The sequence below is a fragment of the Rubinisphaera italica genome (genome assembly GCF_007859715.1).
Lineage (GTDB): Bacteria > Planctomycetota > Planctomycetia > Planctomycetales > Planctomycetaceae > Rubinisphaera > Rubinisphaera italica.
On sequence record NZ_SJPG01000001.1, the window covers coordinates 43,759 to 56,928 of the forward strand.

Below are 13,170 nucleotides of genomic sequence, written 5' to 3' on the forward strand. Positions count from 1 at the left end.
TCAGTTGGAAATATTAAAACTCACCGATCACATTTCCGTCCTGCATTGCCCCCAGATTTTGCCAGGTTGTTCGATCAATATTCTCGCTGACAAACCGCACGGCCCCATCTGCCAGAATCATTTGGACACCACCGGGGTGAGGCCCACCGAAAATATAACGACACTCCTGCCATGTAACCCCAGTTGTATTATTCACGCATTCTTCGATAGAGGGATAAGGCGAAAGATGTGTCGATCGAGAACTGTGAAATTCTCCTTCGGCCCAGAAAGGCAAATTTCGAACGGGAAGTGCACTGGAATCTGATGCCCAGATTGAAGAATCACTGCCATGATCGTTAGTCGCTCCCTCTCCAGCAATAAATGTGTTCGATGTCCCATCTGTGACATCTCGAAATTTTGATTTCCCGTTTGCGGTCATGATTCCCTGAGCATTTGTGTTCGATCCTGTGGTGGCTTTGAGCCAGTAATCATAACTGCCGGTTCCATATTTCCCCCCGGAAGAGAAGACGTAACTGGATGACCAGGTTCCATCGGTATCAGTGACATCCAGATGACCGCCGCGAGGGTTGGTATTAACGATATTGCTACCCGGCATTGAAGGACACAGATAAGCATCGATGTTTGTTTTGTCCAAAAAGTTATTTTGCGAAGCCGAAGCTCCTTGCCCCGAACTGTCGACACATCCACCAATACCACAGTCGAAATTGTACAAGTCGTACAGAGCAGACTCTTCGATAAAAGGAAGCAACATTGTCCAGCCTGTCGCTCGGATTTCAAAACTTGTAACTTGCGCTCCAGATCCGGCTCGTCCGTAATATCCGGCTGGGAAAACTCCATGAGTGTCGTGATAGTTATGCAATGCTAATCCAATTTGCTTCAGATTATTTTTGCAGCTAGACCTTCTGGCCGCTTCTCTTGCCTGTTGAACCGCAGGGAGCAGCAATGCAACGAGTATGGCTATTATTGCTATAACAACCAATAGTTCGATTAACGTGAATGCATTTCGAATGAATCGTGATGGCATAAGTTTCCTCATAATTTAAATGCAAAGTAAATGAAATGAGCACCTGCGACAGATTAACACCAATAATAATTATTTGTTTATAAGACAATCTACAAGCATATTCAAGCATGTTTTCATAACAAGAGACTGCGTCTCATAACATCAGCGATCATTGGCAGTGCACACACGCATTATCACTCCATGATGTGTTTATGCGTGAGTCGTGCAGTTTTTTTCTGTTGTCTCTCCCGCAGGCTTGATGATCAGAACAGATTGAGGATGATAGTGTGCAGCAATCCACGGGCGTGCTCTCTCGTGTAGATTTCAGTTATTCTAACCTTGATAAAGATTCACCATGCCAACGGACTCCAATAAGTTTATTAATTTGTTTGGTCTCGATCAGGAGCGATCACTCGGTTTTCTAAAAGAATCGACTGATCGTGAAGAATATGAACGTCGATTGGTCACACACGCCAATCTGCAACTCAAAGCCTCCGGTTTGCCTTGCGTGCCTGCCACTGCAGATGAACAGATCTTTGATATCTCTGAGTCGCTGCTCGAAAACTACCGTGAAAAAAATCGTTTGCTACGTTCTTCACCAATTCCTGTCGATCAACGAATCGAAAACTATCTGGATCGCTATTTCGCTTCGCTCAATCTGGAGATCCCACTTCGGCTTCCCGACCAGACTCTCACGCTTGAACGTCACGGGATGGGTCGCGCGCTGTCGTTGCCCGCCAATGGAAATTTTTATAAGAACGATCTGGTCAATTCCTACCGGGTCAAGAATGGTGTTCTGCATAACCCAAGACACGATCGTCGGACGACCAAAGGCACATTTCATGTTGCCGAGGGGGGATTGCCGATTTCTGGTGATAAAAAAGCGGTTCCGAAACTGGTTTTTGCAAATCTGTTTCAAGTCGCCATGAATCCGCCACAAGAGTTTCTGGAACTCCCCTTCACCGCTGATGCTCCCGATAAGGCCCATACTTTCGTATCACTGTATCTCCGTCCGTTGATCGCCCCACAGGTGCCGGGATATGGAACTCACAAAAGTATGGAGATTCGCTTTTTTGCTCCGGGCTCACTGGTCAGCAATCTCGATTTTGTCGAATCGATTTTCGGAAATGCTGGCGACCCGTTACTGCCCGACAACGATGCAGGGCTGGATGTGGAGCACTGGAGCGGACATACAGGCTGTGTCGTATTGGCTCCTCAAATGCTCAGTTGCACGAAGAAAGAACTGGGGTTACCTCATTACGATGATGCGACGGCCCGTCAGCGACGCGACAGCATGTGCTGGAAGGAGGAGTCCGAACTTTATAATGACGGCCAACCGTTCAAGATTACCTGCCGTGACAAAAGTGGTGTCGTCATCACACTGATTGCCGACAACTACTTCGGCTATTGCAAGAAGGAAGTCAAAACGCAAATCAGCTATGCAACCAATCTCTACGGCAATACGGAAGAGGAACATGCCGGCGGTGCGATTGCGTTTCGCAGCTACTCTCTGGGCGAAAAATTCCAAGCGAAGAGTATGCAGTATAATGCACAGAGCTTTGAGGATGTCGTCAGGCGGTACTCCGATTTTATCGATGTCAAACCCGAAGGTTACGGCATCGACAAAAACTTTCCCAATCTGATTTACATCCCGGAAAATGCTTTGGCGATGTTGACCGCGCAGAGCATTTCCTGGAATAAAGACGGCAACAAGCACGAAATTCCTTTGCTGCCCGGTCAGGTTTACATGACACCGAGCGGCTATCAGATCCGCATGGAAAAGCACCCGCATGCACCGAGTTGGCGACTGATTGGAACTGTCGCCGAGGGAACGTTTTGTCACAAGCCCTGTACCGTGAGTGGTGGTGGCAAAAGTGAAATCAGTAAGTCGCTGGTCGACTACATGCATTATGGTCCGTTGTTCGTTTCAAACCTGGATCAGGATTTTAAGCGAATTCAGGAGATTCTCGATAAAGCCGATTTTCAATCCCGTTGGCGGGAAGACTATTCCGGCCAACCCGACTACAAGGATCGGGTTTCTCGACCGATCTTCGGTCCGCAGCGTTCACTGGGAAGTGTCATTAAATTGTTGACACCCTCAGCCGACTACAATGACGATTACAACAAATGGTTGACGTCCATTCCTGACTATCTGCTCTCGTTGCTGTTTATCATCAAACGGTTTGAAGAAGAACACTGGGAAGACAACTGGATGGAACCATTCGGTGTCGATTTGGTGAATGGTCAGCCGGGACATGAATTGAAGTTCCGGGATCGCACACTGGTCGGAACGTATTTGCGAGTCGGTTTCCTGGGGCCACGCAAATGGCGAACGTTCAAGTTACGCCAGGACTTCTCACCTGCAAATAAGATTCAAACTGAAGACGACATCTCCGCTTCAATGGTTGTTCCTGCCAGTCAGTTGAAAAACCTATCGAAATCGGAGAATCAGGACAGCCTGAAGTTTCTTATCAACTGCGAATATCGTTTATTTCAGCGACCGGATGAGGCGATTCATCGTGGGTTTGATAAGCAGGCTGAGGCTGACCTGGCAGGAATGAGAAACTTCATCTCAAACTTCGCTCCCCTGACACGCGAGGACATCCTGCAGATGGCAGAGAAAGTGGTCGATTTCGATGCTTTCAGTAAGCCGATGCAGGAACTGCTCACTTCGATGATTGAAGATGAGGATTCCGAATACGTCGTCTGCTCTGCCAATCCACGAAAAATTGGGGAAGCAAACAGTAAAAATCCTCGATATCTTCAGGCTCGCCCGGATATGAGTAACGTTTTTCCAAGTTATGTCGCCGAACGGGGTTTGCGACTGCATCGTACCATTCCAAGTGATGAAGCGGTGCCGTTTCCTGTGCATGGTGTGCTGATGGGGCGTCGTAACAATCCTCCCGATAAAGAAGCTGGTATCCGCTCGCTGGCTGTTTACAATCCGATTCATTATCAGGAACTCCCTGAGATGTTTATGGATTTGATTTGCTCGCTGACCGGAAAAAGTCCTTCGACGACAGGCTTTGGCAGTGAGGGGGCATTAACTAAGGGCCCGTTCAACATGCTGCGATTTGCAGCAGACTTGAATGCAGCACTGGTGAGTTATTTACTGACTGGACTCAAGGGCTTTTCGACAGCAGCGGGTCATATTGGGCCTGAGGTGCAGGTCGATCACGATATCAGCCTGCTGGTTCCGGAAGTCTGGAGTCGACTCGAACCGCACGAACAGGACCCTGCGTATCTGCTTAAAGAGGGAAGTCTCGAAAAACTGGATGATGTCGAGTTCAATGGCGAAAAGATCGAACTTTCACGACTTGGATATCGCATGACTCGTCGGTTTGTACGAAATTATTTTGGACGCATTTTCGATCATCCCCTTAGCGTGTTCGACGACAAAATCCTAAAGCCGGAAACGCAAGATCCAGAATCGTTTTACGATGGTGTTAAGTATATTTGCGAGGCTCATCGTCAGGTTGCTGAACAGTATCTGGTGGATGGAACTTACGACCAGTTGTGTCCTCCTTTGCAATCCCTCGTAAAAATAATGGCACATGGTTCGGATGATGGCGTGACCGTTCAAGATGAAGAATTCCGCAAACAGTTTACTCGCGAGAATTTAATTGAGAGTGACTGGTATCAAGAGCGACTTAAAGCGAAGCAGGTTGTTGATCTCAAATTGATGCGGCGACATCAGGAGTATCTGGAAAAATGGAGCCAGCAGCCTGATGCGGTTCAGCTTTCTGAGCGGATGCAGATCGAAGATCGAAAAGCCTGGGTGGAAAGCAAAATCACAGAGATCAAATCCGAAGAATATCTCGACTCTCTAACAGGAACGCTCGGTGTTCAGCCGAACTGGGGAGATGAATAACAAAAGCGGAGAGTGGAAAGGGGAAAGTCGTTCAAGGTGAATTGAAAACTTCACTCCGAGAACGAACTCGACTCCATATTGATAATTCCGCTTTCGGCTTTCCGACTTCCACTTTCCAAGTAGGGATCATTGGAATTTGATGCGTTGTGCGATACGCTAATAGGACGTATCTCACAACACGATTCCAACCTGCCTACCTCAAGCCGGAGACGACTTCATGCGGATTTTCCAGCCGATTTCCCTCGCCCTTTCTCTGCTTCTCCTGAATACAGTTTCACTTGAAGCTGGAAAAGTGAACGTTGTTCGCGAAGGCGACAAAGCCATCGTCAATATCGATGGGTCTCACTTCACCACATATAACTTTGCGGATTCGCAGGCGAAGCCCTACTTTCATCCGATTCTCGCTCCCGGTGATGTGCTTGTTGTTCGTGAGCAGGTTTTCAACAAAGAAGGCGAACAGAGAAATGATGCTAAGACTGGCATGGGGCATTTCCATCACAAAGGAGCCTGGATTGCGATTGATACCGTCAACGATGGTCTAAATTACTGGCACGAGCAGGATCACATCAAAAATCAAAAAATTATGGTTTCCTCCCAGGGAGACAATGGCGTGATTGAGATTGTGAATGAATGGCAGGGACAAAATAAGAAACCGCTGATCAAGGAAGAAACCCGTTATACGATCACTCCGGATCGTCTGATTGTTTGCGAGTTAAAGCTGACTGCGATTGATCAACCAGTAACCTTCGGAGACACGAAAGAGGGACTGTTCGCAATTCGAGTCAATCACTCCATGCGAGAAATGTCTGGCGGAGAGATTGTGAATGCTGCGGGCGAAGAAGGCGAAAAGAACTGCTGGGGCAAGCCATCGCCTTGGATTGATTATCACGGCGAAGTCGATGGCAAAACCGTCGGCATCAGCCTGTTTGATAGCGAGGACAATTTCCGTCCCTCACGGTATCACGTTCGTGGATACGGTTTGTTCGCCATTAACCCGTTTGGCGAAAAGAAATACAGCAACGGCAAAGCCGGAGCCGCTCCTGTAACATTGCAGCCAGGAGAATCGGTGAAACTGCGATATGGTTTATATGTTCACGAAGGGGATGAAAAAGAGGGGCACGTTGCTGAGCAGTATCAGAAGTTTGAGCACGTGCAGTAATAGACGCACAATGATCATGGCAATACCCGAGTCATGACTGACTCGGCTCGCCTCTTGATGCAGACTCAAAAATCATCCAATTAGAACGAGGTCTTCCTATGATAAGTCGTTATGCGCTCGCGAGTTGTTTTCTGGGAATGATCGTCTCGATGAGTCCCTCATGGCTTCAGGCTGCTGAGCAGCCGAATATTCTGTGGATCATTGCCGAGGATATGGGGCCAGAACTGAGTTGCTACGGCACCCGCGGCGTGCAGACACCGACGCTGGATGATTTAGCCAGGCGCGGAGTTCGCTATCAGAATGCGTTCACGGTCACGCCGGTCTGTTCGACGAGTCGGTCGTCTTTTATGACGGGGATGTATGCGATGACCATTGATGCCCAAAATCATCGTTCTCATCGCAGTGGCGATAATCCTTTACCTAAAGGGGTTCGCGTTCTTACGGATTGGCTACGACCGGCTGGATATTACACCGCAAATCTCAAAACTCTCACACACCTTAAATATCCAGCCAAGTTCTATAAAGGCACTGGCAAGACGGATTGGAATTTCAATTACGACAAACCAAAGAAGCCTTTTGATACGGACAACTGGAATGACCTCAAAGCTCATCAGCCGTTTTATGCACAGGTTAATTTTTCAGAAACTCATCGCGGCAGCGCCTGGAATACTTCGCATCAGCGCATTCCGCAGATGGCCGATCCTGAGGATATCGATTTGCCGCCTTATTATCCCGATCATTCGGTATCGCGTGCGGTGTGGGCTCAGTATCTCAATACGGTGATGGCCGTGGATGAAAAAGTGAAATTTATGCTTGCCCTCCTTAAACGGGATGGACTGGATAAGAATACAATTGTCGTCTTTTTTGGGGATCATGGCCGGGCGATGCCGCGTGGAAAGCAGTGGCCTTACGACAGTGGGTTGCACATTCCGTTGATCATTTACTGGCCGGAAGGAAATGATCAACTGCCTGAGCCCAAAGGTTATGAGCGAGGTACAGTCAGTGAGCAGTTGATTGCTTCGATTGATTTATCAGCGACGACTCTCGACTGGGCCGGTGTCGAGAAGCCGAAGTTAATGCAGGGTCGGATTCTTATGGGATCTCATGCTGATGAGCCTCGGGAAATTGTGTTTGGCGGCCGCGATCGAGGCGATGAAACAATTCTCCATATCCGCACTGCGCGAACGGATCGGTACCGTTATCTGAAAAATGGTTATCCCGAAAAGCCATTCATGGAGTTCAATCACTACAAGGAAACTCAGTACCCCATCATGGGATTGTTACAATATCTGCATCGGGAAGGTAAATTGACTGGACCGCCTGCAGTGTTAATGGAGCCAACTCGACCGGCAGAAGAGTTGTACGATATCCAGAAAGATCCCTGGGAAATCTATAACCTGGCAGATGATCCGGCTTATGCTGAAATCAAGCAGAAATTGGCGGAGGCTGTTGTCGAGTGGCAGGAAGAGATTGATGATCAGGGGCGCAAGCCGGAGTCGGATGAAATCCTTAAGCATGCGGCTATGGAAGAAGCGAGAGATCGCAAAAAACTTGAAAGTCGACCCGACGACTGGTTCCTGAAACATCCGGCAAAGGGACTCTACAAAGTGCAACTTGATCGATAGGATATTGGAATGACACGCCAATTCAGGGCCGTTTTATTGTTTCTGTTGCTGATTGTCGTTATCCACTCAAGTGGACTTCAGGCGGCAGAGCCAGTTTCAAGACAGGTCGAAAAGCTGTTGCCTATCAGCAAGCAATTGACAATCCCTGGCATCGGTTACGGACAAGGAGTCTGTTTGCACGAGGGGCACGTCTATTTATATGGAGATGCTGCGACGGGTGTGATTCGTGAATACAACTGGAGTGTTGATGAGCCCGAAGAACTGGGGTACACCGGGCTGGAAATTCGACTCACCAGGAATGGGGAAGATATCGCTCCGCATCCGACAGGGCTGACGCATCATCCTGAATTTGGCACATTTCTGGGCGATACGGTGAATCAAAAGGGGACGATTTTCACGGTTGACTGGGAGACGATGAAGCAGGATCGAAATCTGGATCGAGCCGTACTCAATATGGTCAGCGATGATTTAGCATTCAATGGGACCCGACCCGAGTTTGTGCGCGTCAACGACCGCTGGTTAATTGCCACATCCGACTATGGTGATGAAAACAACGAGCTCCGATTGTACGATCCCGAACGCCTGAAAGTAGCAGTACGCTCCAGTGCTACCGGGGTACTCGTCAATAAGCAGGAGTGCGGTCCATGGGTGCAAACCGTCGAATGGGTTCCAGCCTGGAATTCGTTGGCGCTGGTACAGAATCAGATTGCCGGTCTCCGCTATCGATTAACGTTTACGACTTGGAATGAAGATTACCAGGCGACCTATTACGGGCCGTATAATCTGGCGTCTCCAGTTGATGAACTCGAAGGCTGGGCTCATTTGGGAGACGGGTGGTGCCTTTATTTGAGTTCCTCGGTTAAGAATAATGTATCCATTGGCCGGGTTGAGCTTGCCGAATAGTTGTTGGGTTGCGATTTTTTAACCCAACCTACAGGATTGAGCCTCATATTCTCTATAACGAACTGGGGGCTTGGCTTTGCTACGACCCCAGCCACCCATCGGAGATTGTGGATCGAAAAGGCTACTGGCTTCGTTGCGGGAAGCTTTCTATAATTCGGGTTGCGGTTGATCTGCAAGGCACGTTACGCCTGAGGCTGCGTACAATTCACTCGCTTGCGCTTCGTGCTTGTTTTTGACCTACAGGTTAGAGTCTCAGGGAATCCTGGGAATAAGCATCGAAATAATTAAAAGGTACTGGACGATATGGGCTTATTTGATCGGCTCAAAAAGGGACTGCAAAAAACCTCTAAGGTTCTCAATACGGATGTTCGCGACCTGTTTCGAGCCGGGGAAATTCTGACGGATGAACATCTGGCTCAGTTTGAACGACGGCTTGTCGAATCCGATATGGGCGTGACCGCTTCGATGGAAATCGTCGAGGAACTCCGCAAGAAACATCGGGGACGAACGGTCGATCTGGAAGCGATTTGGGAAACGGTTCGAGAGAAACTCAAAGGCCTGCTCAAGGGGGAAGAAGATGTTCACTGGGATGTGAACGATCCGCTTTCCGCTTTGAATCTGGCTGAAGAAGGGCCGACTGTGATTCTGGTCGCTGGTGTGAATGGTGTCGGAAAGACGACCTCAATTGCCAAGCTGGCGAATCTGTTCACGAAATCGGGTAAGAAAGTTGTGTTGGCTGCAGGCGATACCTTTCGAGCGGCTGCAGTGGAACAGTTGCGGATGTGGAGCGAGCGGATTGGCTGCGATATTGTAACCAAGCCGAGCGGAACCGATCCGGCTAGTGTCGCTTACTCCGGTTGCGAACGGGCTCTGGAAACGGGAGCAGATATCGTGATTATCGACACTGCTGGTCGACTGCAGACGCAGAAGAATCTGATGCAGGAACTGGAAAAGATTCACCGCGTCATCAGCAAGAAAATTCCGGGCGGTCCCCACGAAAGTCTGCTGGTTCTGGATGCGACGACCGGTCAGAACGGAATCGTTCAAGCTGAACAATTTTCGGGCATTATCAATTCGACAGGATTGATCCTGGCTAAACTCGATGGCACTGCCAAAGGCGGAGTTGTGGTGGCTATTCGACAGAAAATGGGCATTCCAGTGAAGTATGTTGGCGTTGGTGAGCAAATCGATGATTTGCAATTGTTCGATCCAGACAGCTTCGCGGAGGCGTTAATTGCGGAATGACGCGGCAAAGCCTCTGATGCCCCTTCAGAGCTTGGATTTGGGCCTCAAACAAATCGAACAGCAATCTTCGTTTTACTGCATGTCCTGTTTCAGATCTACTTTTCTCTTGGCCTCTTGGCGGTTAATTATCATTCATCAATAACATAAATAAGTTGAGGGGAGATCCTCACTGGGGTCTTTGTGGCTTAAATATTTATTGTTATAAAATTTAAAATCTTTGCACTACCTATCGTCTACACCTTTCAATCGAAGACAAGCCTGACCTGCTATTGCGGCATTTCAGCTAAGATTTCGTGTGTGTTCCGCGTGTTCGACGAAAGAGTACTGTACGAGGAGGTTAGGTCAATCGGCCTGTAAAGCGAACGCCGTAGTCCCAGAATCCTTCCTGCATGAATTCTTTTCGTCGTGCGATAACGCCTTCGAACCATGTATCATCACGACCTGGAATTGGAATTCCAATCAGGATCTTCTCGTTTGGAATGGGGCCGGGGTAGATAAATCCTGCTCCACTGGAACTGACATCTCGCATAAATACACTAAACGCGAATGGTTCCCCACCCGGATTGGGAATTCGTACGTGAATCACTTTCCGGCAACTGGCTCGCTTGTAATTGCGAACCTGCGTGTAATGATCCTGCAGACGTGCCTCACCTCGGTCCAGCGAATCAAGGATTCTTTGGGCGGATCGCTTTTGTCGTTCCGAATAATGTTCGGCACTGATGAATTGTGTTTCAACCATCATGTTCTCACTCCATTACTGAATCTTCCGCAGGCATGCGACTTGACCTGTCAATCATAAATGATTGCTGGAGACTCAGACCTTGATACTTCTGTTTCAGGATGCCTCAAGTCTTATTTCTTTCGGAAATGAAGACATTGAAATCTATGTCGACATTTTGCATCAAAGCGCAATAGATCGCATTTTAAAGAACATTTAGCACACGATAAGTATCGATTACTGCGATAATAACGCCAATTGTCTGAAATTAGATGCTCTCGACCAATGGTTCCGTTTGGGGATTTTCTGAAACCGAAAATTGATCAAATTACTGGTTTTTTTGATTTCATGACTTTAAGCCATCGATTTTCACAAAACGATGTGGATAAAATGTATAAAATTATGATTTCGCATAACAGGAGAAAACGTAATGAAAAATCGAGCGTTGTTTTGCAGGGCTTCATTCTCCATCCTGATCATTATGATCACAATGATGGAATCTTCTGCAACCTGGGCAGAAGAGGCTCTCGACTCCTCATATTCCCGCCATGGTGAACAGCTCAAACTCGCCTTTCGGGAGATTGTTGCCAAGGCACCTCAATTAGCGATTGAAATTGAGATTAATGAAACGATTACCGTGCCCGGCACGCTCATAGATGCTCAAAAGGGAATTTGCGTCACTAAGGCCAGTTCGCTGGAAGAATATGTTTCCGAGGCTGACATGTTTCGCTGCCATTTGCCGGCTGATCGCTGGGTTGCCGCAAACTTTCTGGGATATGACAAGGCTCAGGATATGATTTTCATTTCCTGCAAACGCCCCACAAGATTGAATCTGCCCGAGGTGAAAACTGCTGAGAAGTTGCAAGCAGGCCAATGGATCGTTTCCCTCAAATATGCAGAAGAGTTGCCGATGGGAATTGGAGTTCTAGGAGCTTTGCCTCGTGAGATACTATCCTCGGAAGGATATGTTGGATTGACGGTCGACCAAAGCGATGAAGGTTTGATGGTGAAAGATGTGTACGCCAACAGTGGTGCTTCTCGAGCAGGGTTAAAATCGGGCGATATCATTCTCAGTGAAGCCAATAAACCGCTGCAGAAACGAAACAGGCTTTCCAGGTTATTTGCCGAGTACGAGCCTGGCGACTGGTTTACATTGAACGCTTTGCGGGATGGGGAATTGATGTCTTTTGATGTGCGAGTCGGGACATCCTGGGACAGCGTGATTGATCGTCAGGCGATGATGAATCGCTTTGGCAGCGATGTCAGTGCCCGCCGCTCTGGTTTTCGCAGTGTCCTGCAGCACGATACTCTGCTGCATCCGGATAACTGTGGTGGACCGATCGTCAATCTGGAAGGAGAACTAGTGGGCATCAACATCGCACGGGCAGGACGAACGGATACGTTGGCGGTTCCGATTGAGGATGTGCTGGCGAAGATGAAAGAATTGCTTGAGTAACTGGCAATAAAGTAAAAGGGAAAGAAATGAGACCCGAAAGAAGTAAATTCTGGGGCCTTCACTTCGCTACGACCCCAGCCACCCGTCTGGTACTTTTTCTCGGAGTATATAGTCAGAATGCCTGCAGGCCTGGAATCATCAACAGACTCCGAATCTGAGCTGAAGAATGATTTGCCCAGCAGTTCTGGGAATGAACAGGAAGTCTTGGTGAATTCTGCTGTAACTACGCAATCGCGCAGTCCCCTGCTCACTCTATCCGATCAGAAAATAGTCGCCCTGATTTGTCTGATTTTGACAAGCTGGGTATTGATTCGCTCGCTTTCGCTTTCGCACTGGCGAGCTGAGGAAATCGAGATTCGGCGTCTGCAGCCCGGGCCGATTGGATATGTGATTGATATCAATGAGGCGAACTGGCTGGAGTTTTCGCTGCTGGACGGGATAGGAGAGGTTATCGGCAAGCGAATCGTGGCTCATCGTGAACAGCAGGGACGATTTGAGAGCATTCAGGAACTGCAGGAGGTCAAAGGCATTGGGGCAAAAACATTTGCCCGGATCGAGCCGCATTTGACAATGACTCAAGAAGAATTTAAACCCGCGCAATAAAAAAGCACCTCACAAGAGGTGCTCAAGATTGTGTAGACTCGATCGATCTTACCAGCTGGCTTTTCGCATTCCTGGAATCAACCCATCCAATGCCATATCACGCAGCATAATACGTGAGACCTGGAACTTGCGATAAACACCGCGAGGACGACCAGTCAACTGGCAAAGACGACGCAGGCGAGTCGGGCTGGAACTGCGTGGCAGTTTGGCCAGAGCTTCGTAATCGCCAGCGGCTTTGAGTTCTTTGCGTTTTTCAGCGTATTTTTCGATCAGAAGTCGGTTACGTTTCTGTTTTTCGATCTTGGATTTAGAAGCCATTTCGCCTTGTTACTCATCAAATAAAGGATTTATGTTCCGCAAAATAAGCGGGCACGAACCTTCCGTTCGTGAATCTGTCAAAATTGAGTCATGTACGATGATCGATTTCGGTTGTTTCGTCAACTGATCTGAAGGGCATTGCTACGCTTTTTTGCTGATTTTCGGGATAATAGAGCAAAAACAGGCAATCTCCGAACTGGAGCAGGCTGGGTTAGCCAATAAAACAAGGGTGGCGGGGGCGCTCTCGTAGAGAAGCCCCCCGAATCGTA

10 protein-coding genes are annotated in these 13,170 nt (G+C 48.3%); 7 read left to right on the top strand and 3 right to left on the bottom strand.

The features are described from left to right. Positions 1-13: 13 nt before the first annotated feature. Positions 14-1,024 carry a DUF1559 domain-containing protein gene (locus Pan54_RS00190; protein WP_242631174.1) on the bottom strand — a complete coding sequence of 337 codons (1,011 nt, stop codon included), beginning with the start codon at positions 1,022-1,024 and terminating at the stop codon, positions 14-16. A 334-nt stretch (positions 1,025-1,358) separates the two neighbouring features. On the opposite strand from Pan54_RS00190, the gene Pan54_RS00195 reads away from it, so the two are divergent. The 5 genes from Pan54_RS00195 (at position 1,359) to ftsY (ending at position 9,806) form a co-directional block, all read left to right on the top strand. Next, positions 1,359-4,874: a hypothetical protein gene (locus Pan54_RS00195; protein WP_146501494.1), complete on the top strand. Its 3,516-nt coding sequence runs from the start codon at positions 1,359-1,361 to the stop codon at positions 4,872-4,874. A 217-nt stretch (positions 4,875-5,091) separates the two neighbouring features. Next, a complete protein-coding gene (locus Pan54_RS00200) occupies positions 5,092-6,033 on the top strand; it encodes a DUF6807 domain-containing protein (RefSeq protein ID WP_146501495.1) in 942 nt (313 codons plus the stop codon). 98 nt (positions 6,034-6,131) lie between these two features. Further along, complete coding sequence (locus Pan54_RS00205) at positions 6,132-7,658, top strand: sulfatase family protein (RefSeq protein ID WP_146501496.1); 1,527 nt, start codon at positions 6,132-6,134, stop codon at positions 7,656-7,658. Between the two features lie 9 nt (positions 7,659-7,667). Continuing rightward, entirely contained in the window at positions 7,668-8,561 is an 894-nt protein-coding gene (locus Pan54_RS00210; RefSeq protein ID WP_146501497.1) for a hypothetical protein, read from the top strand. Between the two features lie 303 nt (positions 8,562-8,864). Continuing rightward, complete coding sequence (ftsY, locus tag Pan54_RS00215) at positions 8,865-9,806, top strand: signal recognition particle-docking protein FtsY (RefSeq protein ID WP_146501498.1); 942 nt, start codon at positions 8,865-8,867, stop codon at positions 9,804-9,806. Between the two features lie 337 nt (positions 9,807-10,143). Here the strand turns inward: ftsY and Pan54_RS00220 are convergent, their stop codons facing one another. After that, a complete protein-coding gene (locus Pan54_RS00220; RefSeq protein WP_146501499.1) occupies positions 10,144-10,548 on the bottom strand; it encodes a PilZ domain-containing protein in 405 nt (134 codons plus the stop codon). A gap of 406 nt (positions 10,549-10,954) precedes the next feature. Here Pan54_RS00220 and Pan54_RS00225 point away from each other — a divergent pair, with 406 nt between their 5' ends. Both Pan54_RS00225 and Pan54_RS00230 read left to right on the top strand, forming a co-directional pair. Beyond that, positions 10,955-11,980, top strand: a complete 1,026-nt coding sequence (locus tag Pan54_RS00225) for a PDZ domain-containing protein (protein ID WP_146501500.1) — start codon at positions 10,955-10,957, stop codon at positions 11,978-11,980. A gap of 207 nt (positions 11,981-12,187) precedes the next feature. Continuing rightward, entirely contained in the window at positions 12,188-12,583 is a 396-nt protein-coding gene (locus Pan54_RS00230) for a ComEA family DNA-binding protein (RefSeq protein WP_165441495.1), read from the top strand. Between the two features lie 48 nt (positions 12,584-12,631). On the opposite strand, the gene rpsN is transcribed toward Pan54_RS00230, so the two are convergent. Beyond that, positions 12,632-12,901, bottom strand: coding sequence for a 30S ribosomal protein S14 (gene rpsN / locus Pan54_RS00235; protein ID WP_146501502.1), 270 nt, complete (start codon positions 12,899-12,901; stop codon positions 12,632-12,634). Positions 12,902-13,170: the final 269 nt, after the last annotated feature.